General features: G+C 46.9%; 21 protein-coding genes. All 21 read right to left on the bottom strand.

What is annotated here, in order from left to right:
- Nucleotides 1–29: 29 nt before the first annotated feature.
- On the bottom strand, nucleotides 30–614 hold the full coding sequence (locus ACHUFW_RS09115) for a DUF3261 domain-containing protein (RefSeq protein WP_394202399.1): 585 nt from the start codon (nucleotides 612–614) through the stop codon (nucleotides 30–32).
- Nucleotides 602–1,870: an NAD(P)/FAD-dependent oxidoreductase gene (locus ACHUFW_RS09110; protein WP_394202397.1), complete on the bottom strand. Its 1,269-nt coding sequence runs from the start codon at nucleotides 1,868–1,870 to the stop codon at nucleotides 602–604. The genes ACHUFW_RS09115 and ACHUFW_RS09110 overlap by 13 nt, the downstream gene beginning before the upstream one ends.
- Entirely contained in the window at nucleotides 1,870–4,248 is a 2,379-nt protein-coding gene (locus tag ACHUFW_RS09105; protein WP_394202395.1) for an MMPL family transporter, read from the bottom strand. Before ACHUFW_RS09105 ends, ACHUFW_RS09110 begins: the two co-directional genes overlap by 1 nt.
- The gene (locus ACHUFW_RS09100) at nucleotides 4,248–4,952 is read right to left on the bottom strand and encodes an outer membrane lipoprotein carrier protein LolA (RefSeq protein ID WP_394202393.1); all 705 of its coding nucleotides are present in this window, start codon (nucleotides 4,950–4,952) and stop codon (nucleotides 4,248–4,250) included. Before ACHUFW_RS09100 ends, ACHUFW_RS09105 begins: the two co-directional genes overlap by 1 nt.
- Nucleotides 4,953–4,954: 2 nt before the next feature.
- Nucleotides 4,955–5,383, bottom strand: a complete 429-nt coding sequence (locus ACHUFW_RS09095; RefSeq protein ID WP_394202392.1) for an acyl-CoA thioesterase — start codon at nucleotides 5,381–5,383, stop codon at nucleotides 4,955–4,957.
- A gap of 27 nt (nucleotides 5,384–5,410) precedes the next feature.
- Nucleotides 5,411–6,973 carry an HAL/PAL/TAL family ammonia-lyase gene (locus ACHUFW_RS09090; protein WP_394202390.1) on the bottom strand — a complete coding sequence of 521 codons (1,563 nt, stop codon included), beginning with the start codon at nucleotides 6,971–6,973 and terminating at the stop codon, nucleotides 5,411–5,413.
- A complete protein-coding gene (locus tag ACHUFW_RS09085; protein WP_394202388.1) occupies nucleotides 6,973–8,703 on the bottom strand; it encodes a glycosyltransferase family 2 protein in 1,731 nt (576 codons plus the stop codon). Before ACHUFW_RS09085 ends, ACHUFW_RS09090 begins: the two co-directional genes overlap by 1 nt.
- Nucleotides 8,700–9,077, bottom strand: coding sequence for a 3-hydroxyacyl-ACP dehydratase FabZ family protein (locus ACHUFW_RS09080; RefSeq protein ID WP_394202387.1), 378 nt, complete (start codon nucleotides 9,075–9,077; stop codon nucleotides 8,700–8,702). The genes ACHUFW_RS09085 and ACHUFW_RS09080 overlap by 4 nt, the downstream gene beginning before the upstream one ends.
- Entirely contained in the window at nucleotides 9,070–10,434 is a 1,365-nt protein-coding gene (locus tag ACHUFW_RS09075; protein ID WP_394202385.1) for an AMP-binding protein, read from the bottom strand. The genes ACHUFW_RS09080 and ACHUFW_RS09075 overlap by 8 nt, the downstream gene beginning before the upstream one ends.
- Complete coding sequence (locus ACHUFW_RS09070) at nucleotides 10,427–10,978, bottom strand: COG4648 family protein (RefSeq protein WP_394202383.1); 552 nt, start codon at nucleotides 10,976–10,978, stop codon at nucleotides 10,427–10,429. The genes ACHUFW_RS09075 and ACHUFW_RS09070 overlap by 8 nt, the downstream gene beginning before the upstream one ends.
- A complete protein-coding gene (locus ACHUFW_RS09065; RefSeq protein ID WP_394202382.1) occupies nucleotides 10,978–11,226 on the bottom strand; it encodes an acyl carrier protein in 249 nt (82 codons plus the stop codon). The genes ACHUFW_RS09070 and ACHUFW_RS09065 overlap by 1 nt, the downstream gene beginning before the upstream one ends.
- A gap of 9 nt (nucleotides 11,227–11,235) precedes the next feature.
- Nucleotides 11,236–11,490: a phosphopantetheine-binding protein gene (locus tag ACHUFW_RS09060; RefSeq protein WP_394202380.1), complete on the bottom strand. Its 255-nt coding sequence runs from the start codon at nucleotides 11,488–11,490 to the stop codon at nucleotides 11,236–11,238.
- Nucleotides 11,487–12,290, bottom strand: coding sequence for a lysophospholipid acyltransferase family protein (locus ACHUFW_RS09055; RefSeq protein ID WP_394202379.1), 804 nt, complete (start codon nucleotides 12,288–12,290; stop codon nucleotides 11,487–11,489). The genes ACHUFW_RS09060 and ACHUFW_RS09055 overlap by 4 nt, the downstream gene beginning before the upstream one ends.
- Complete coding sequence (locus ACHUFW_RS09050; protein WP_394202377.1) at nucleotides 12,287–12,997, bottom strand: beta-ketoacyl synthase chain length factor; 711 nt, start codon at nucleotides 12,995–12,997, stop codon at nucleotides 12,287–12,289. Before ACHUFW_RS09050 ends, ACHUFW_RS09055 begins: the two co-directional genes overlap by 4 nt.
- A 234-nt stretch (nucleotides 12,998–13,231) precedes the next feature.
- Nucleotides 13,232–14,113 (bottom strand): DUF3014 domain-containing protein, encoded by an 882-nt coding sequence (locus ACHUFW_RS09045; protein ID WP_394202375.1) that lies wholly within the window; start codon nucleotides 14,111–14,113, stop codon nucleotides 13,232–13,234.
- A gap of 220 nt (nucleotides 14,114–14,333) precedes the next feature.
- Nucleotides 14,334–16,409: an ATP-dependent DNA helicase RecG gene (gene recG / locus ACHUFW_RS09040; protein ID WP_394202373.1), complete on the bottom strand. Its 2,076-nt coding sequence runs from the start codon at nucleotides 16,407–16,409 to the stop codon at nucleotides 14,334–14,336.
- A gap of 131 nt (nucleotides 16,410–16,540) precedes the next feature.
- The gene (locus tag ACHUFW_RS09035) at nucleotides 16,541–17,137 is read right to left on the bottom strand and encodes a response regulator transcription factor (RefSeq protein ID WP_394202371.1); all 597 of its coding nucleotides are present in this window, start codon (nucleotides 17,135–17,137) and stop codon (nucleotides 16,541–16,543) included.
- Nucleotides 17,138–17,139: 2 nt separating this feature from the next.
- The gene (locus tag ACHUFW_RS09030) at nucleotides 17,140–18,213 is read right to left on the bottom strand and encodes a sensor histidine kinase (protein ID WP_394202369.1); all 1,074 of its coding nucleotides are present in this window, start codon (nucleotides 18,211–18,213) and stop codon (nucleotides 17,140–17,142) included.
- Nucleotides 18,214–18,278: 65 nt separating this feature from the next.
- Nucleotides 18,279–18,968: a tetratricopeptide repeat protein gene (locus tag ACHUFW_RS09025; RefSeq protein ID WP_394202367.1), complete on the bottom strand. Its 690-nt coding sequence runs from the start codon at nucleotides 18,966–18,968 to the stop codon at nucleotides 18,279–18,281.
- 434 nt (nucleotides 18,969–19,402) lie between these two features.
- The gene (locus ACHUFW_RS09020) at nucleotides 19,403–20,332 is read right to left on the bottom strand and encodes a calcium/sodium antiporter (RefSeq protein WP_394202365.1); all 930 of its coding nucleotides are present in this window, start codon (nucleotides 20,330–20,332) and stop codon (nucleotides 19,403–19,405) included.
- Between the two features lie 170 nt (nucleotides 20,333–20,502).
- Nucleotides 20,503–22,158: an AMP-binding protein gene (locus tag ACHUFW_RS09015; protein WP_394202363.1), complete on the bottom strand. Its 1,656-nt coding sequence runs from the start codon at nucleotides 22,156–22,158 to the stop codon at nucleotides 20,503–20,505.
- Nucleotides 22,159–22,211 lie beyond the last annotated feature (53 nt).

The following is a 22,211-nucleotide window of genomic DNA, read 5'->3' as shown; positions in this document are numbered from 1 at the left end:
TAAATCTTAATTCGTTTCTTTTCGGTGTTTTATAACGGGGTGACCGTCATGGTAAAATTGGCATCCGGTATGGTTAACCTTACCTGAGCTTGGTTTATCTGCTGACTATTGTACTGAATATCGATTGCCGCAACAGGGTTATTGTTAGCATATAATCTTCTCCCCATGACTGCAGTCTCTCGCTCTGAAACAAGTCGTCCCTGTTGTAAATGTTGATTGACATCATCGATAGGCCAATAAATTAGTTGCAGCATGGCGAGCAGGTATTCTGCTTTGAAATTATCGCCCAGCAATGGGCTTTGCTCACTGATGATCTGTTGCCCGTCATAGGTGACGGTAAACAGTGCGTTACCCAGCGGCGCTAAGCCGACCATAGTCGCTTGTGCCTCGCTGACTTCTAATTGGGTGAGCAATTGGTGTGATTGCTCACCCAACTGGATGTGCACCTGCAAGGTTTGACTGTCAATCGCCGTGGTTGGCGTAAGCGGCGCCAAACAGAAGTCCACTTCGCTGGCAAGTGCCATACAGGTTTGACGCTGCACTAACGTACTACAACCGGCCAATACAATGGCAGCCAGTAAGCAGGTAGTTAATCGATAAGCTATGCGCGACATAATTCGACAATCATTTTAAGGCGGCGCTCCGATTCGGCGACGAAGGGGTTAGTTTCATCCCAAGCGTAGCCAGCTAAAATTGAGCAGATCATTTGCTTAATTTTGGGGTCTGCATCAGGAAAGAAAATCACATCTTGAAAGCGGCCATCGTACCAAGCTTCAACATAGGTTCGGAAGGTATCTACGCCAATCATCAGCGGCTGAGCATAGTCGGTTTGCCAATCAACTGGTTGGCCATCAAGTTGCTTTAATAGGCACTGACTGGCTAAATCAGCCGACTGCATGGCAATGGTGACTCCTGAAGAAAACACGGGGTCTAAAAACTCACCCGCATTACCCAGCAGGGCAAACTTATCGGTTGCTAAGGTTTTGACATTGGCTGAATAACCTTGCAATAGCCCGCATTCGCGGACAAATTTTGCTTTACTGAGTAACTGGTTAAGCCGAGGCTCTTCATTGATGAAACGTTGCAGTATCGCTTGTAAATCGCCATCCAAGTCCCCCAATAAATGAGGTTCGCCAACAACGCCAACAGAGCAGCGACCGTGACTAAAGGGAATCAACCAGTACCAAATATCCTTATTTTCTGGATGCACACTGATGAGAATCTTATCGCGGTCGAAGTTAAAGCCTTCTAGGTCAACTTGATCGATATTGTCCTCTATATGAGTAAAGACAGCGCTTCGGGTTGGCAAGCTTGACGGGATTTCTAAGTCGAGTAACCGCGGCAATACTCGACCAAAACCGCTGGCATCGAGAATAAATTCTGCTTCAATGTCATAAGCCAAACCATGCTCATCTGTGATTGCAAGGCGGGGAGTTTCAGTTAAATCGATGCTTTCTACGCTATGTCCGTAGCGAATTTTGACGCCTTGCTTAGCTGCAGTGTCTGCCAGAAGTTTATCAAACTGGCCACGCTCAACTTGGAACGTGGTGCCGTGGCCGACGGAGAACTTATCGGTAAAGTCAAACTCAGTGTAGCGCCCTTGAGAGTTAAATGCGGCGCCGTTTTTAAACTGAAAACCCGCTTGGTTGACCGCGTCGATTAGTTTGGCTTTCTCTAATACGTTCATACAGCAAGGCAGTAAACTTTCACCAATAGAGAATCGTGGAAAGTGTTGTTTTTCAATGACAATGACGCGCTTTCCTTGCTGATGTAGCAAGCTGGCTGCGACGCTTCCCGATGGACCTGCACCAATAATAGCAACATCAAATTGCTGCGGGGTTGGAGCGCTAACTTGCTGTGCAGACTGCATTACTTCATATTCCTTGCAAAAATATAGGGAAGGGGAGAGAGCACAAAGGCAAATGCAATCCCCAATAATAGGGTAAATCCAAACGCATGTATCGCAGGGGTTTGGCTAAAAGCGAGTAAGCCAAACGCCAGCATGGTCGAGCATGCCGATAACGTCACCGCCATCATAACGCTGTTTTTATGACTAGAGGCAGCGAAAAATAACCCGTAATCGACACCGATACCAAATACTAAAATTAACGCTAAGGCGTGAAACAGTGTCAAAGGGGCATTGACCAAGGCCAACACACTTAAGGTGGTCAATATGGCCAATAACGGCACTGCGACAACCAGTAAGCCATTTTTGATGCCAAATCGAATGCAAAACAGCGCTGCTGCAATAGTGAGGGCAATCGCGAGCAGCAATAGGGTGAGCTGCCGGTAGTGTCCCATTACCGTCGAAATATCAGCGACTTTGTCGACCAGAATCGCAGCATTTACTTGTGTCAGGCTTTGGCTTAGCGCCGGCAAATCACGGATCCCGCCTAGTAGCACGATAGCACCATACTCTTGAGGGTGCTCAGCAGACGGTGTAATCCATAGCGGTGCTAGCATCTGGCCGGCGGAGCTGGCAAAGAAAGCATCTGGTTCAATATATTGCGACTTTGCGTTGCGATACTGCTGCTGTAGTTCAGAAGCGAGCGCTTGGTTGAGCCCCAAGGTGTCAAGAATATCAGCTAATTGCTGATAGACAACTTGTTGGTTTAGGTAGTTGTTATCTTGGCGTTGATGACTGGGAATAAAGCGTCCGAGGTTAACATAGTTACCAAGCCAACCCTGAGTTTGTGCTTGAGATAACACTGGCTCAAGTTGGTCAAGATGACGTAATAACTGCTGCTCATTAGCGCCAGAAACGAGAATGAACTGATTATCTGTCCCACCACTAAGTAGATGACGGACTTGCTGCTCTTGTGCCATCACTTGCGGGTTGACCGTTTGTAGTGCGCGAATATCATCATTACTGGTCAATTGGCTAAGGGGGAGAGCGATAGCAATAACCGCCAGCAGGGCTAGCCCTTGTCGCTGCGCAATCGATAAACGTGCTGCGGTGTGCTTGATCCAGCTTAAATATTGTTGAGCCTGTTTTAATGGCTTATCACGGTTGGGTAGGCGGCTTGCTGCAAGCGTTGGGTAAGCTAAAACTAAAGTGAGGTAGGCGCTGAGTAGGCCTGCACCGCAAAAGCTTGCTACTTGTTGCATTCCCGGAAAGGGCGTCAATCCAATTGCGATATAGGCCAGCAATGTAGTGACTAATGCCAAAGAGATTGCAGGTAAAATGGCTTTTATGGCTTGCTGTGGCAGTGCGCTGTTTTGATTGAGCCGTTCGCAATAAAAATGGAAACAGTAGTCGATAGCAACGCCAATTAAGCTGGTACCAAATACCAAGGTTAACAGATGAATTTCACCGAAAAGTGTCAAAGTGACCACAAAAGCGGATACAAAACTCACGGTTAATGTGGTTGCTGCGATCAGCAATGGCATGATGGAGCGAAACGCTAAATAAGCCAAAGCTATCACCCCAATTAATGAGGCGAGCCCAAGGGTTGAGACCTCGGCTTTTGCTTGGCTGGTGGCATGAGAGGCGTGAAATAGAGCCCCCGCAGCAATGACCTTGATGTCGGCAGGTAAGCGACTTTTTGCGGCTTCAATGCTGGTTAATTGTTTGGTTTGCGCTTGCGGGTTGAAGGCGCTTTGGCTGCCCTTAGCACTCACTATTGCGGCTATCTGTTTATCGTCTGTGGGACTTAGCAAAATACCATTATTGATTTGTAGCTGACTTTGAGGGGCTAATTGCTTGAGGTTATCTGGATATAGCAGTAACGGATCGTTTGCCAACAACGCACTATTGGCGTAGCCAAAGGCACTATAGATTTGTTGCTGGGCGTGGTTGAGCCAGGCCGCCATGCCATGCTGCTCAAATTGCGCTAATTGCTCATCGGTGAGTAGCTTAAATCGGTGTGGGAAATAGAATTTATTTAAGGCGCTAGCATCATCCATGGCAGCACTTTTGATATCAATAAATCCACCTAGCTTTGTCAAATCAGTGATAAATTGTTTGCCGGCGGCAACAGCTTGGGTTTCATTAGCGGCGATTAAGGCGAAATAGACGCGATCTTCAAGCTGAGATTCGACTCTTTTTATAGCTGCTTGCGTTAGCGGTTGCTCATCAACCTTGGGCAGCATTGCCAAAATATTACTTTGGACTCTTGCCCCTTGCTGCCATTGCCAGATCCCTGTTGCCAGTAACATGATAAGCAACGCGGCAAAAAGTCCCAAGCGTTGCCAGTGATGACAATGCGTTGTCGCGAATGTTGAGCCCAGTCCATTGCGCTTAGTCATTAGGGCTGATTTATCTCATTGGCATCTGCGTCAACACCATTAAAAATATCAAGTTCGGACGGGCTGAGCTGACGATAATCTAACTGGGTAAAATCAATGGTGCTGCGATCGCCATTGTCGCTTAACAACAGCAGCTGTCTGACTTGCTGTTCGCCTTTGATGACGATATTGGGTAATAACTTGGCGAGTTCAGGCGTATCTGCAATTAGCCCAAGCTGCCAATGGTCACCATTTTGAATAAAGCCGATTTTAAACTGTTGCTGAAGCTGGCTCACATTGCCACTTAGCATAGCTTGTAGTAGTTGTGGCATAAGGTTAGCGATTGCCGCTGCGCTGCCTTGTGCCTGCATGGTTTGCTGTTGGCCTAGCGCATCTATTTGGGTGATCTGCTGGCCTGATAATACCAATGCGCTATAAAACGGTTTGAGTTGCTCCCATGCCAAGCCATGCTGGCTGTCGAAAGTGAACTTGCCGTGACTGATAAGCGCTTTATTTAGCACCGCTAACTGGCGTGATTGGCTAAATTCGCCGATGGCTTGCGGTCCCTGATTTAACTGTTGTGCCAGTTGTTGCAGGGCCTTTTCGTCAGCTTGCTGAGTAAACAGGGCTTGATATTCGGCATTGTCAGCGAAGCTTTGGATACTGATACACCACAAAGGTAATAGCAATAGCCTGAAGAGTTTGTGTAAGTGGCGGGCAAACATGGTTATTGCTCCACATCAACAAGGTGAGCAATTTTATCTCTAAACACTTGCGGGGTGACAAAACACAATTCTTGGGTTGCCATGTCGACTGCTGCTTGGATGGTGTAGCCTTTGGTCAGTCGTTGATTAGTTTGGGCATCGCGTACTTGATAATTGATACGAATACGGTTTTCCCATTCGACCAGCTCAGCCCGAATACGGACTTGTTGGTCGAAGGTGCTGGACTGAACATATTTGATTTGCACGTCAACAATCGGCCAACCGAAACCTGAGTCCTGCATGGCTCGGTAGCCATAATCAATTTCATCTAACAGTTGGCAACGTACAATTTCAAAATAACGCAAATAGTTCCCATGCCAAGTAATGCCCATGGAATCGACATCATGAAATGGGATGGTTAAGGTCATTTCAGTGGCTAAAATTGCTTTCATGGCGTTATCCTTATGCAACTGTGCCCACTAGTGGCACACCTCCCAAAGGCCTTGCTGAATTTTATCGACTGTTTGGCGCAATAAAGGCTCTAGAGGTCGATCTTCTTCAAGCGGACTAAAGTCAGCTCTAACTTGCGATAGGGTTTTTAGCAATGACGTCGTTAGTGAAGATTGACATAACTCTTGTTGTTCGATGCGCAGGTTAATACCCTGAGTCATCGCGAGTAGTGCTGCCGCTGCGGTTTGTTCGGTTAATTGTAAAACCCGCAAACAGTCGCGGGCGGCAATGGTGCCCATGCTGACTTTATCTTGGTTGTGACATTCAGTTGAGCGGGAAAAGACACTGGCCGGCATGGTATTTTTCAGTGCTTCGGCTGTCCACGCTGATACACCAATTTGTACCGCTTTAAAGCCATGATTAATGGCTTGTCGGCGCCCTTTGGCACCTGATAGATTCGCTGGTAACCCATTATTAAATTTGGTGTCCATTACCAGCGCCATTTGTCGATCGATGAGATCGGCAATATTGGCGATGGCATTTTTCATCGAATCCATCACAAAGGCAATATGACCGCCATAGAAGTGCCCGCCATGGAGAATATGTTCACCTTCACCATCAACAATCGGGTTGTCGTTGGCGCTGTTGAGTTCAGTTTCAATAAACTGACGCATAAAAGGCAGTGCATCTTGCAACACGCCAATAATGTGCGGTGCACAGCGAATGGAGTAACGGTCCTGTAATCGGTCGGAGTTACGAGGATGCTCATGATGATTTAGATCTTGCTGAATCCACGCCGCAATTTGGTTCTGACCTGGATGGGGTTTGGCAGCAAATAAAATATCATCAAAATGATTAGAGTTACCTTTTAAGGTTAACGATGCCATGGCGGTGATGCGTGCACTGAGCCTTGCAAGGTACTGAGCTCGGTCATAGGCGAGACAGGCTAAGGCTGTCATTACCGCAGTGCCATTCATTAAGGCGAGGCCCTCTTTAGGGCGCAGTGTCAGCGGGGTAATGCCCAACTGTTGATAGACTGACTCGGTTGATTGACGTTGACCTTGATAAAACACTTCGCGTTCACCAACCAACACACCCGCAAGGTAAGACAGAGGGGTTAAATCTCCGCTGGCACCCACAGATCCTTCTTCAGGGATCACAGGGGTAATATTGAGGTTCAATAATGTCTCGATCCGCTTGAGTAGCGCATAGCTGACCCCAGATTTACCCAACGCTAACGAATTGAGGCGACATGCCATAACGGCACGCGCTTGCTCAATACTGAGCACGTCGCCCATACCACAACCGTGGAAACGACTCAGGTGCAATGGTAGTTCGTGCACCAAATCTAATCCCACAGTGACGGTACATGAGTCACCGTACCCGGTTGTCACCCCATAAACCACGCCTTCTTCGTCTAGCAAGCTGTCGATAAACTTGGCACCTTGCTCAATATAATCTTGGTAAGCTTGGCTGGTATGCAATTGCGCTTTAGCGCCTTTGGCGACAGCGACGACATCTTCAAGCGTGAGCGAAACCTGACCAAATGCGACGGTTTGCTCTGCAGGGTTAGAAGCTTGGTGGTGTGACATTAATTTTCGGTCCTATTGTACTGACTTTCATTTTGAGTTTGTGGCGAATTGCGCTGACTATCACGCTGGGTTTGATCATCCTTTTGCCAGAAATCAAAAAAGTTAAACCATTGCATTGGCGCTAGACCAATATGATGTTCTAGACGTTCACTGTACTTAGCGACAGCGGCATCTAGACGGGCAGCACGCTCTTTGCGTGGGCCTTTAAGTGATGCAGTAAAGGGTTCAACATAAACGCGATAGTGCTGCTTATGTCGCAAACAAAACATCATATAAACTGGGCAATCTAGCAGCCCGGATAAAATAAACGGCCCTTGCGGGAAGGGGGCGCTGTGGCCCATAAATTGGCTATAAACCACCCTACCCATGCTACTTGATGAGGTGCGGTCACCAGCAATCACCACCAATTCACCTTGTTCCACTTTTTGTTGTAGTAACATTGAGGTACTGGGGCCTAATTCGGTCACTTGAATTAAGTTAAGTGCGCTGTCAGGGTTCAGTTGTTTGAGCACTCGGTTAAAGTTCTCTGCATGCTCAGTCATCACCAGCACATTCACTTTTACCTTGCGCTGGTTAATAGAGATAGCCCGGCATAACTCAAGATTGCCCAAATGGGAGACTAAAAGTACTGCACCTTGACCACTGGCCAACTGGTTGGCTAATTGTTCACGGTCGGGAAAATCAACCTCTGAGAGTTTTATTCTATCGCACCATGCATCGATGCGATCAATGGCTGCATTACCGAAGCTAATAAAGTGCTTGAGGCTATGTCGCCAGCCAATCTCGCCTTGCAGATCGGGACTATTAGGATGACAGGCTTGAGCATAGCGTAGGTATTTCAGCGACGCTTCACGGGCTGTGTGGCCAGTTAAAAAGAAATAGCAGATCACTGGATACATGATAAGACGACAAAGCCAGTGGCCGCCGATGCGGTAACTGTTGGCGAGTAACTTGATGCCCCAATAACTGCCGCGCTCTTTCAAACTCGACCAATGTTGAGGCTGCTTATTGCGTCTGAGTAATTGCGGTAGCCGCTTTAACATGCCGAAGAATAGTCGCGTGTGCATCCAAGAGATTCGCATATTGTCTTTGAACCCTTGGAAGTGGCTAATCCCGCCTTCCGGGTAAATGACTTTAGTGGGGACATGGACAACCTGGACATTACGCCAAAACAGTTTGACGAGGATTTCGATGTCAAAGTCCATACGCTCACCTAGACTGTCTTGCAAAAACAGGGCTTCGGTCGCGGCTAATGGATAAACTCGAAAACCGCACATGGAATCTTTAATTTGCAGGCTTAAGGTTTCTACCCACACCCAAAAGTGGGTGATAAATCGGCCATAGTAACGACCTTTGGGAATTGATTCATCATATTGAGGTAGGCCTGAAATCACCGCGTCGGGTGATGCGGACGCTGCGGCAATCATCTGCTCAATATCATCGAGATTATGTTGCCCATCGGCATCAACTTGCAATGCATGACTAAATCCATCGCGATAGGCGGCACGTAATCCAGTTGTCACTGCCGCACCTTTACCGCGATTGTACGGATGGTGGAGCAGCTTGACCCAACTAAATCGCTGTGCCAGTTTCTCAAGAATATAGCGGGTTTGCTCGTTACTGCCGTCATCGACTAAGTAACAGGGCAGCTCATAGCGCGCTAATGTCACTAGCGTCTGCTCAATAGCATAATGATGATTGTAGTTAGGAATCACTAACGCCAGTTTCATTGTGCCGCTCCTTGGGCATTTGGCTGTGAAGTAAATGCTATCCGTCCTGAGCCATAACGTTTGTCACCATCGGAGTAAGTAAATACTAACTTACCTTTGTCCGTTTTGTGTTTAATGGTTAATGTCACCTCTGTGCCAGGTAGCATAAGCTGCTGGAACTTCAACACTTCTAAGCTTGCAACCTCCACAGGGTAGCCAAAATGTTTTGCACCGAGTTGAATGGCCCAGTCCAATTGGGTGACGCCCGGAAGCACGGGTTGCTGGGGAAAGTGACCTTGAAAAAACGGCAGATCAGCGGCCACGGATAAGCGCCACTCGGCAGTGTCGATGCCTAGGCTTTGGCTAATGATAGGCGGTAAAACAGCATTAATCATGGTCAAACAACTCTACTAACTGCGCATGAATACGCTTCCCTTGGCTGCTTAATGGTATTGCCGCGGGATAGCGCCAACGCTTTGGTAAGGTGACGCGTTCGAATTGGGTTAATAAGTGCGCTTTTAAAATGTTATTAATTGCCAATTTACCTTGCTCTACAAGTTGGCTCTGCCCTTGTGGGCTCAGTGTTACTATGCCGCCAAGGCCTTGACGTGGCTGTGACAACATCACCAATGCAGCGTCATTCACCAAGGGGTGGCTGATTAACAGCGCTTCCATTTGTACCAGTGAAACTCGTTTCTCTTCGATTTTAACCACGCGATCGAGTCGCCCTTGCAAGGTAAACTCCTGCGCTGATACCAGTGCTACCTTGTCATCACATTTACGCCATTGGTTGTTTTCGAGATAAGGTGATTGCAGCCACAAAGCACCATCTTGCTCATCTTGTTTAATTTGATGGCTACTAAAGCAGCGCCAGGTTTGCCCGGGCTGATTTTGTTGGCGATAACCAATGCCGCCAGTTTCGGTACTGCCAAATATCTCTATGGGGGCCTTGCCATAGCAATGTTTTACTTTGGTTGCGGCATCATAGCTTAGTGGTCCACCAGAACTAAAAATGACTGCTGGGCTGCGCATTTGTACTTCATTGTCGAGTGCATCTGGCAAGCGAGATAACTGTGCTGGGCTACTTACTAAACACAGGTTAGGAAACAGACTGGTGTAATAGGTGAGGGTCTCTGGGTACTCGACCAGCTCACTTAAAAAAGGGTAACCAGCTGCAAGCGGCCATAAAATTTTGAATAATAACCCGTAGATGTGCTGGTGAGATACGGTGGCTATTACGCTGCTTTGGGCGATTTGTTTGGAGAATGTTTGCGCTAACACACTCACTTCTGCATCGAGTTGACTAACCTTTTTGATAATGGCTTTAGGCTCACCACTGCTGCCGGATGTAAACAGTTGTAGCTCACCCCATTGGCTCAATGTTGGCCAGGTTTGCTGGTTATTAGGGTAATCTTTTTTTAGTAAGACTAGGCGCTTGCCTTCACACAACACCTGATCGGCGAGTAAGCCATCAAACTGGTGCGTCATGGCACTGAGGGTGCCGCTTTGGGTGTTATTAGGTAAAATGATTTGTTTGCCAGCGAGTAAAGCTGCACACAACCCGGCTGCAAATAGCGCACTGTCATCGCTCGCCAACAGCCAACGTTTTGCATCGGACTCACTGAGCTGTGAGTGGATATGCGCCACTTGGTTGGTAAACATCGCACCAGTGACAATATCATGGTGGTTAAAGCTGATGAGCTGTTGGTTTGCTGGCCCTTTTATCAGCCAAGATGTAAGTAACTCAGTCATGTTTTTTCAACCAAAATGTTCGATATAGCCATTCACCTGCAAACATGGCTCCGATAAGTAAGTAAGCAATCAGACCGTTATACCAAGTCCATACCGCTAGCGTTGTAAAACTGGCCGTATACCAAGCCATTAATCCATTAAATATAAACAAGCCGCACCAAAGCTTAGTGACTTTGCGCAGGTAAGGAATGGCCGCTTGTGGTAGGTCGGGTTCCTTTAATCTTGCTAAGCGCTCAATCATGGTTGGCCCTTGTTTGAGTGAATATGCAAACAAGGCCAACATACTCAGGTTGATCACCACAGGGTAATACAGTAACCATTGCTGCTCTTTAGCAATAAAGCTTGCTGCGGTTAACCCAATACCTACTAGTATCGGTGCCATCATGGCTTTTACTTGCTGTTTTTGCAGCGCCAGACGTAATATCAATGCCACACATAACACCAGTGCGACTACCCCAGGTGGCAGTAGGTGTAGACCAAAAAACACCGCCAGTGGGTAGCCGATAATCAATGCGCCGGTGATTATCTGCAGTAGCAGGCGCATTAGCTGTTGATTAGCCCTTCAATGGCATTGACGACATCTTCGACGGTACGCACAGCCTTAAATTCTTCTGGTTGAATTTTTTTGCCTGTCATCTGCTGCAACTTAATCACTAAATCAACGGCATCGATACTGTCTAAATCAAGTTCTTGATATAACGAAGCTTGTAAACTGATATCGTCAGCGTCAATTTCAAAGTCGTCGACTAGGATGTCTGTGAGTTTAGCGAGAATTTCTTCACGATTTTGCATACTTCCCTCCTAAGCGCGCTGAGACTCAATAAAGCTGGCTAAGCTTGCGACACTGTAAAAGTGTGCTTTGGTTGCTTCAGAGTTTGCTTCAATTTTGACATCGAATTGCTTTTTGATAGCCAGTCCTAATTCTAGTGCGTCAATGGAGTCCAGACCTAAGCCTTCACCGAACAAAGCGTCGTCGGTGGCAATATCATCAATACTAATATCTTCTAGATCTAGGCAGTCGATGATCAGCTGTTTAATTTCGTTATGTAAGCTCATAAGTTCTTATCTAGTTGTTGTCTATAATAGTGTTCAAGGTCACGGGTCAGTGTCCGCGCCGCTTTAGCTTGCCCTTGATTATCCGCATCATAACCGTGATGCGCAAATCTTGTTCCTACCTCTACCCGCATACCTATGGTTTGTCGAGGGATTTGATACCAAGCCTGTTGCTTAGTTAGCCCTATGGCATTGGTTCTGAGCACCACAGGGGTAATATCGGTTTTTGTCCTAAGGGCAATGTTTGCTGCACCTCGGGCAAAAGGGTTGATCACATTATCTTTTAGGGTGCGTGTTCCCTCGGGAAAGATAATTAAATTGGTGCCAGTATCGAGCACCTGTTGGCAATCTTGTAATAACAGTTCAGCGCCGCGATTTGGGATATAACCTGCACTGGCAACGACACCCCGTAAAAACGGATTGCGCCATAAACCTTGCTTAACGATACAGCCCACATTGGGCATTAAACTAATGAGCACCACCACATCAATGAGCGTTGGGTGGTTAGCGATAATGACCTGACCGTCAGTCTCATTGAGCTTAGCGGCATTATTGGCATACAGTTTTAGTACACCGGCCCATGTCAGCATGGCAACGAAAAACCGGAACATGGCACTAACAGCGGCTCTAACGCGACGAATTCGTTGCTGGCGGCTACCGGGCCAAAACCTGAGTACTGGCAAAATGGTTAGCGAACTGAGTAAGCCACCAAGACCAAAAACGATGTAACAGCTTACGCCACCTAACCAACGAGGAATGTAACGTATTCCTCGTAAGGTCGGTGCTACAGGCATTTCGGTCATGAATTAATGCACCACTGAGAGCCTTGAAACTGCCCTGTTAACCGCTGACCTGTTGCAATGGCATGAATGATTGCGCCATAGCTTAACGTTTGCTCTGACTGCGGCTCAGTGTCGAGCGTTAGGCGGCCTAAGTCACCTTGCCCGTCAGGCACCAGTACCATGGCTAAGGCAATCGGTAATTCAGACTCATTGACGAAGTTGGCATAAATCTCCGGTACCGGCTCATCACCAAAGGCCAGCAACAAGGGGTCAGGCTGTTGTTTTAACTGGCAGTAAGCTTCAATCAGTGCTTGCAGTAGGCTTTGCTCGCAGGCGGCAATTGATGTAGACGGCGCTTGGTTTTCAGTCAAAATCGTATATAAACCGCTAGCGGTATTATGCACTGATTGGCTAAAGCCAATGGGAGAGATCGGCTCATCTTTAATGATGTCCTTTAATAACCCGAGTGTGCGATGCAGTTCACCATGGCGAGAAGCAAAAACAGAGCGACATTGTGCTGGGGCCTGGCATTGAAATGCCACTTCCAACATCATTTTACTGAGACGGCTAAAGCGGCGACGTTGCATAGCAGGAACCTGAGACAGCTTAGGTTTGGCCTCTGGATCGATGTCAGTAATGGGAGAGTGGGGCCAATCTAGCCATTGCGGCAGAGTTTGAAACTCTGGAGACCAAGCTCCGATAGACTGGATGCCTAATGATAACTGCACTGCTTTGCCTCTGCGTTAGCGATATTGCTGGGGTTGTCCTTAACATAGCACTGGCTATAGATACGTATGTGGCGTAATTGTGGCTGAGTTGACCGAAATGTTTCGCCTTGACGGCTATTCTATACCAAAGTAGGGGTTATGCTGAATAGCTTTTATGTATAGAGATGTATATTTTCATTGCTTATAAAAAAGCCCGCATCTGATGCGGGCTTTTTCGAAGACGTAGCTTAAGGCTTATTGCTGCAGTTGCTGCTTAATCTTTCTCAGTGCCGTTTTCACTTTTCGGCTGTTGTCAGGCCCCATACGAATCATTAACTTTTGCGCATTGGGCAAGGCTTCCAATTTAGGATCCATAAATTGATAGTTCACACTAACACCATCTAATTCGATGGGTTGCTCGATGATCGGTGCAGCTAACATCACATCAATCGCTTCAATCATGCGCTCATCGAAGCCCATATCGCCATAGCCTAACTCGCCAAAGGCCTCGCCTAATAATGGCGTCATCTGTTGGTAAGCCACAGCAAGTTGCTGTTGATCTAACCCAGCAAGGAAATCAGCATACAAGTCGTATCTGTGATAACTATCTGGGTTCAAATAGGTTTTATTGGTGATTTCTGAAACCGTAAAAATGCGGTTAGGGGCCTGTAGCGGGCTCACTTTACGTGCTAACTCACCTTGGGCTAAGTTATCGACAAATACCACGAAGTGTCTCACCAAGTCTTTTTCAACTAGCAGTGGCTCAATCTTCATACCGTCAGCCACTTCTGCGGTCTTTTGGTGTACAAATGGGTCACTGTCATTAAGCGCTGGTAGTGGCTCGACTTCTGGCTCCACCACTTCTGGTAAGGTGACAGGTACTGGATCTTCAACCACAGGCTCAACCACTTCAGGTTCTGGGAGTGGTGCCACGGTAGGTAGCGGTTCTTCCGGTACGATTTCAGGTAATTGCACAGGTGTAGGCGTAGTCGGCTCGGTGCTTTTCTCATCGCTACTGAACAGGAAATAGATACCGCCAACGATAATAAGCAAAATCACTACGGCGGCAATCACCAACGAGTTGGTACCGCGACGTTGCTCTGGTGCTGTGATCCTATCTTCTTGACTTACCTGCATTGAATATCCTTGAAAGGCTGTGCCTGAACATTGAGTGTACTGTTGTTATTCTGCAAAATTAGCAGAGCTTGTCTATAGCCGCTGACGCAATTAAAGAATAATTAATCAACATTGATGACAAAAATAGTGTCATTGCCAGCGGGTTATCATTTATGTGTACCGTAAAATGACTGCAAATGATTATACGGCGCGTAGCTGAATAGAGTTTGAATATCAGCGATTAAGCCTGCACAAATTGTTCGCGCTGCCCTAGCCAGCGCTCGATTAAACCATCGACACTTTGTGGTGACTGCTCCATCACATGCTGCGCTAACTTCTGCACATGGGGGATCAGGGCTTGATCGCGCACCAAGTCGGCTATTTTCATATCGGCAATACCGGTTTGCTTGGTGCCTAAGACTTCACCTGGACCGCGAATTTCTAAATCTTTTTGGGCAATAACGAAGCCATCATTGCTTTGACGTAATACCCCAAGTCGTTGCGTGGCCATATTAGAGAGCGGCGCTTTATACATCAGCACGCAGTGGCTATCGACACTGCCACGGCCAACTCGACCGCGTAATTGATGCAGTTGAGCTAGCCCCAAACGCTCGGGGTTTTCGATGATCATTAAACTGGCATTGGGGACATCAACACCTACTTCAATTACTGTGGTTGCAACCAATAAATCTAGCTCACCGGCTTTAAAGTCGGCCATGATCTGCTGCTTTTCGGCAGGTTTCATGCGGCCGTGAACTAGGCCGATTTTGAGTTCAGGTAAACTGAGTTTTAGTTCTTCTGCGGTATCTTCGGCCGCTTGGCATTCAAGCACTTCAGACTCTTCAATTAAAGTGCAGACCCAATAGGCTTGGCGTCCGTGCTCTAGTGCTGCTGCGCGTACCCGTGCAATCACTTCTTGACGACGTAGATCGGAGACGGCCACTGTCGTCACCGGTGTTCTTCCTGGTGGTAGCTCATCAATAATGGAGGTATCTAAATCAGCATAGGCGGTCATCGCTAAAGTTCGAGGTATTGGCGTTGCCGTCATAATTAATTGGTGGGGATGAAAACCTTGATTGATGCCTTTTTCTCGTAATCCGAGACGTTGATGCACACCAAAACGATGCTGCTCGTCGATGATGATTAGCGCAAGCTTGCTAAACTCGACCTGCTGTTGAAATATTGCATGAGTGCCAACCACGATATGGGCATCACCTGATTTGATGTCGGCCAGTGACTGCGTTCTCGCTTTGCCTTTTAGTTTACCTGCCAGCCAACCCACTTTTAGCCCTAATGGTTCAAACCAGGCGCTGAAGTTATTGGCATGCTGTTCTGCTAACAGTTCGGTCGGCGCCATCAATGCCACTTGATAGCCACTTTCTATGGCCTGCAGTGCTGCAAGTGCAGCGACTAAGGTTTTTCCTGAGCCAACATCACCTTGGACCAAACGCATCATTGGATGGGACTTAGCCAGATCTTCACCAATTTCTGCGACCACGCGTTGCTGAGCATTGGTGGGCTTAAACGGCAATGATGCTAAAAATGGGTTAAGTAATTGACCGCTTGCTAGCATGGTTACCGCGGCATCATGATTCACTTTTTGCCGCAGTTTCAACATACTCAGGTTATGGGCCAATAACTCTTCTTGTATCAATCGTTGCTGCGCAGGGTGATGGCCTTGTTCCAATTCAAACTGGGCAACATCGGCTGGGGGACGATGCAATATTTGCAATGATTGCTGCAAAGTTAAATTACCCGGTTGTAGGCTATTGGGCAGCAACTCTAGCAATCCACCGTCGTCAAGCATGGCTAGCGCTTGATCTGTTAGTTTAATCCAACTGGCCTGCTTTAACCCTTCGGTGGTGGGATAAATGGGCGTTAAGGTTTCACTGAGATTAAGGTCAGTATCTTGCGAAATAACTTTGTACTCAGGATGAATGATTTCGGCATGGTGTTTTCCGCGGCGAATTTCACCATAGGCACGAATCGTGGCGCCGTTTTCTAAGCCATTGCGCTGAGCTAATGAAAAATTAAAAAAGCGTAAGGTGATCACCCCAGTGTCATCGCGGACAGTACAGGTGAGCATGCGTTTGCGGCCTTGAATGATTTGGCTAGATTGAATAACTGCTTCTATGGTGCCATGTTGGCCAGGATGCAGATGAGCTATCGGGTATATTTGGGTACGGTCTTCATAGCGAAGTGGTAAATGAAAAAGCACATCTTGCACTGTTTTTATGCCGAGCTTGTGCAAACGTTCAGCCATTCTTTTGGCGACGCCTTTTAGCTCTGTCACAGCAATCAGATCGAGTCTTCTCACTAACGATACCCACTTGAAACTTGGCGTATTTTGTTATTCAAAATGACAAAATACTGTAAATATATACATATATTATCAAAGATATCAGTTAACGCAATCGTCAAATAAATTTGCGTCGAGTCCCCCTGACCTTATAGCCAACCTTTTTGTTTGGCGATACGAGCGGCGTCGATACGATTGGTGGCATGTAGTTTGGCAATGGCTTCAGAGAGGTAATTACGCACCGTGCCTTCTGCAATAAATAATGTTTGCGCGATTTCTGCAGTGGTCTTCCCGTCGCTAGCTAAGCGCAGGGCTTTGCGCTCTTTGTCGTTAAGTGGATCTTGCTCACCCATGGCACTGATTGCTAGCTCAGGGTCGATGACTCGTTTGCCTTGCATAACCTGATTAATCGCCTGAATCAAGGAATCGGAAGGGGCATCTTTAAGCAAAAATCCGCCCACGCCTAAATCAATGGCTCGCTTAATATAGCCGGCGCGACCAAATGTGGTTAATACCACAACTTTAGTGGCTGGTGCGTGCTGTTGGCACCACTGGGCCAGCTCAATCCCCGTGAGTCCGGGCATTTCGATGTCGGTAAGCAGTAAATCATATTGTTGCTGCTGTAGCTGTGCGACCGCTTGGTCACCGTCACAGGCTTGGTCTATTTGATAATCGGTTTCTAGACTTAACAGTGCTGCCAGTGCGCCCCTTACCATGGCTTGGTCTTCGGCTAATAAAATCCGCATGGTTACTGGGCTCCTTGTACGGGGAAACATAGGGTAAATTGATAATTGGGTTGGCTGTGGTAATGCAAAGAGCCGCCGAGTTTATTGAGGCGTTCTCGAATCCCTTTGAGACCATTACCTTCGCTAATGTCTGCGCCAACACCATCGTCTTCAACACTGATGTGGTAGTGGTTGTCATTGGCGCTAAATTTAAGCTGGCAATGGCTCGCTTGGCTATGGCGAACTAGATTGTTGCATAACTCAGTAATGGACAGTATGACCTGGGTTTCAACGTCATCGCTAAGTGCGGGGATCTCACCCACTAAACTGACTGACATGCCTTTATCACGCAGCTTTTGGCACAAGTTGGCTACGCAAGCTTGTAGCCCTTGATGTTTATATCCAGAAACAGTTTCACGCACCTGCGACAGGCTGTCTCTTGCAATGCTATTGAGCTCTTGTAGCTGGGTTTGTGCTTGGGCAATATTGCCCTTGGCTAGTAGCTTTTCGGCCAGCTCTGCTTTTAATGAAATCGATGAAAGGCTGTGGCCCATAATGTCATGCAGATCACGAGCAATTCGCTCTCTTTCAAGCATGGCGGCTAATTGGCTGATTTCATCTTGGCTTTGCTGCTCTTTGCATTTGGCTTCAAGTCGCTTGCGCTCTGCCACACCAAACAGCCCTACACCGGCAATAAGTCCGGTACCATAAATGGCAAAATAGTAGCTAATTTCGAGACTGTAGCTCATGGTGAGCAACATGGCTGCCATGGCGAGAAAACACATAAGTGCTCGGGATAGTGGGTAAAAAAAGCCGATAAAAAAGCCAGCAAAGGTAAATAGTGATAAGGAGCCAGTATTAATAGGCGTGACAATCACCCCGATAGCAATCATGGCTAGAATGGGCTTATAGGCTTGTTGTTTAGTGCTGCGATATGCCCAAAAGTAGGCGAAAACAAAGGGAACAAGCGCCGATAATGCCAAGCCGATTTTCCACAGAGGTTTATCGGTAATAAAAAGTGGGATGAGATAAAAAGTCAGGTTGATTAAATACACCCATGCCAGTTTATCTTCGTTATGTGTGGTTGTGCGCTTCATATGTCTATTCCATTTGACGGGATATATGGCCCGCAAGCGGGCCTAACTATGCTGAGATTGAGCGGTTAGTTTTTAACGCTTAGAGACTGGTTTTGCTGTAGCAAAAAGTTTGCCCACCCATAACCTGATTCTACTTCTATGGCCTTATTCCAATCTGCCGCCGCACCCGTATTATCGCCTAAATCCTGTTTAGCTAGCCCACGCCAAGTAAAGGCTTCAGCATGACCCCAACAGATGTTATCGCAGGGTTGGGCAAACAATTCAATAGCTTTGCTTGTCAATGCGATACTATTTTGCTTGCTACCACCATAGGCTGCGGGGGTGGTGTATGCATTGATGGCTTTGACTAGTATCAGTCTGGGGTTATTGGGGTCTAAGGTTTCTGCAGTTTTCAGAGCCGTATAAATTTTGCCACCATAGCTCGAGCCTTGTTGGGGGTTTAACCCAATTTGCATGCCATAGGTTGCTGCAAGCAACACCAGTGCTTCACTATCATCATTTGCAGCACTTAAGGCTTCAAGGGTTTGCTGAGCGGCATCGATAGCCTTTTGTGCTGTGGCATTGTTACCCATGACATTGGCGCTAATGGCTAAGCGATAGTTGGCATATGCCTGCTCATAACCTTGGGATTGCTCTGCCATAGTTTGCAGCTGATCAATGGCCATATGGTTGACGGCGTTATCGATGTCGCTGATGTCGGCGGCATACAGTGAACTGCTTAATGCTAATGTGGCGAATAAAGTGATTGTTTTCATGTTGCTCTCCTAGATAGATATTGTCCTTGATTTCAATACTAGTATCTAAGTTGTGAGCAAAAAGCGGCAGGCACAAATGTCATCAATTGCCGATGACATTTGTCACTGAATCGGGGTGAGCATTGTCACCCCTGATTGATTTGTATTTTTAAATTCTAGGGCGTATTGTGCTTTCGAGCTGATTTTTGCGGTAGTTTGTGGGAGCTTTATACAAGGCAGAGGTTTTGATATGTAGTGCACTACTTGATAAGCCGATAACGAAGTAGAAAGGAGCCACAAACGCTGCCCGAAGGGGTCGGCTACAAGCGTTTTACTCTTTGTTGAGCGCTATTTTGCTTAGCATGCCAGGCGGAAAACAGCTAGTCGTCCGCCACTCGTAGCGATTAAAACGCTTTTGCTTCGAAAAAAATTTAACCGCGAAAGTTCAACACGCCCTAAGCATTCAGTACTAAATGACTGATATAGGCCAAATAACAAATTAACAATAGGCTGCCTTCACGGCGACCAATACGATAACCTGTCCATGCAAATGGCAATAAGATGGCGGCTAACATCAGCATGACCATTAAATCCAATGTGGCGAGGGACTGGCTCGATATTGGCGCGATTATCGCGGTAATACCTAAAATACCTAAAATATTAAATAAGTTTGAGCCAACCACATTACCAATGGCTATATCACTTTTACCGCGCCTTGCTGCCACAACTGAAGTGGCTAACTCTGGCATACTGGTGCCGACGGCAACGACGGTGAGACCGATAACAACTTGGCTGATCCCCAAGACCGTTGCTAACTCAACCGCACCGTCCACAAATACAATGCCGCCACCAACGAGCATACTGATACCCACAACAATCATTAATAGTGATTGCCAAGGTGCTAAGTTGTTATCTTCGGCGTCAACCTCATCACTATCTTGCGGATCCGCTTTTAGGTAACTCATCACCAGATAAGCCACCAATAGTGTCGCTAAGATAATACCGTCGATGAGTCCCAAACCTCCGTCCCACAGTAGTGCGGTGAGTAGTAGAGATGCTATGATCATTAGCGGAATATCACGCTTGACCATTTGCGACTTCACTCGAATGGGCTTAATTAACGCGGTGATCGCCAAAATCAGGCCGATATTAGCAATGTTAGAGCCCAACACGTTGCCAATCGCAATATCGGCATTGCCAGCCAATGCTGCCTTAATGCTTACAGCAAATTCTGGTGCACTAGTACCGAAAGCCACAATCGTTAGGCCAATAATAAGTGGTGCAATACCTAATCTTAGTGCGATTTGGCTAGCACCTTTAACTAAAGCTTCAGCTCCCAAAGTGAGGATGATAAAGCCACCAATAATAGATAGAGCAATCCACATAATGCCAAGTTTTAAGATTCATTTAAGGGAGCGCAAGAATAGGCCGAAATGACAAAAAGGCAATAGAATTTTCACGCCATAATGATTAATTTTTGTTTAACCTTTAGCCACAAAAAAGCACGCTAATAGCGTGCTTTTGTCGATAACTCACTAAGTTTTTGATTTAGGAGTTAGAGTTCTTCTTCCCAGCGAACTTTAGCGCCACGAATACCATCGACTTTTTCGCTGTAACGGCTTTCTAGGACATGGCGTTTGATCTTCAATGTCGGCGTGAGTACATCGTTTTCAACATCCCAGGTTTCGGCCACGACCACAATAGCATCAATGGTTTCATGGGATTCCAGATTAGGGTTTATGCTATCTAATGTGGCTTTTAACGACGCACGCACCTCTTCTCTAGGTTGCAGCTGTGCACCTTCAGACAGTTGCACTAGTGCTATAGGGTGAGGTAAACCAGAGCCAATAACACACAATAGTTCTACATGTGGATCTTGCGCCAACTTACGCTCAATAGGCACAGGAGCCACATATTTGCCTTTGGCCGTCTTAAAGTTGTCTTTCACTCGGCCAGTAATGCTAACGCAACCATCTTGGTCGATTTCACACAGATCGCCGGTTTTGAAAAAGCCATCTTCATCAAAGCTGGCAGCGGTGATTTCCGGTTGCTTATAGTAACCGCTCATCAAGCCAGGGCTTTTAACCAATAACTCACCGTTTTCGGCGCGTTTAATATCGCAACCTTTAACGGCGCGGCCAACAGAGCCGATTTTGTTAGCATCAAATGGGAAATTGATAATGGAGTAGGCGCTGTTTTCTGTCATGCCCCAAGCTTCACTGATATTCAGGCCAATCTTGTTGTACCAAGCAATGAGCGATGGTGGGATAGGCGCTGAGCCTGATCCGAGTAGATGGCAATGCTCTAAACCTAGACCCTGATGAATTTTCTTTTTCACGATGCCGCTAACAATGGGCACCTTAAGTAAGAAGTTAAGTTTGGCATAACCAATCTTGTCGATAATATTCTTTTGGAACAAGCTCCAGAGGCGAGGTACAGAGAAAAATACCGTGGGCCTTGCGCGTTGCACATCGGCAACAAAACTATCTAGGCTTTCAACGAAAGCGACGCAGCTGCCTGAATAATACGAAGAGCCTTCAATCGCCACTCGCTCGGTAATGTGAGCCAGTGGCAAGTAGGAGATCAGTCTATCTTTAACATTGGTTTGTAAGTCACGCACGACAGCTTGGCAGGTCCATGCATAACTACCATAGGTTTGAATCGCGCCCTTAGGCTTACCGGTAGAGCCTGAGGTATAAATTAGCGTCATGGTGTCGTCAGCTTGCGGGTAGTCAACATCAACAAGGGGAGCGCCCAGCTTTAACAGACTATCCCATTGGTATTGTGCTGGCATGGTGTCATAGGGCATAGCTAAACGCAGAATATCGCCGCCAACGCCCGGTTCTTGGTCGGCCCAATAATCTAATTTACCGATGATAATCGCTTTTGACTCACTGTGCTCTAACACATATTTAATGGTGTCGGCATTGGCGGTAGGATAAATGGGTACGCTGATGTAGCCCCCATGCATCAATGCTAAATCAGTAATAAACCACTCGGCACAGTTTTTCGAAAGCACAGCGACTTTGTCGCCGGGTTGTAAGCCTAAGTGTCTAAGCGCACCAGCAAGTTGCTGCATTTTTTGCTGCACATCTTGCCAAGTAAAATCAACGTACTGGCCATTAATTGGCTGTCTAAGGTAGATGCTGTCGCCTTGCGTATCAACCCATTGGGCAAGCATCTCTACAGGGGTTTTGATTGCTGATTCCATCGGATCTTCCATAGTTGTAATTTTTTTTATTCACTCAGCTGAGCGGATCGTCT

It is taken from the genome of Shewanella waksmanii, from assembly GCF_043643685.1.
GTDB lineage: Bacteria > Pseudomonadota > Gammaproteobacteria > Enterobacterales > Shewanellaceae > Shewanella > Shewanella waksmanii_A.
This window is presented reverse-complemented; position numbering and strand designations above follow the sequence as displayed.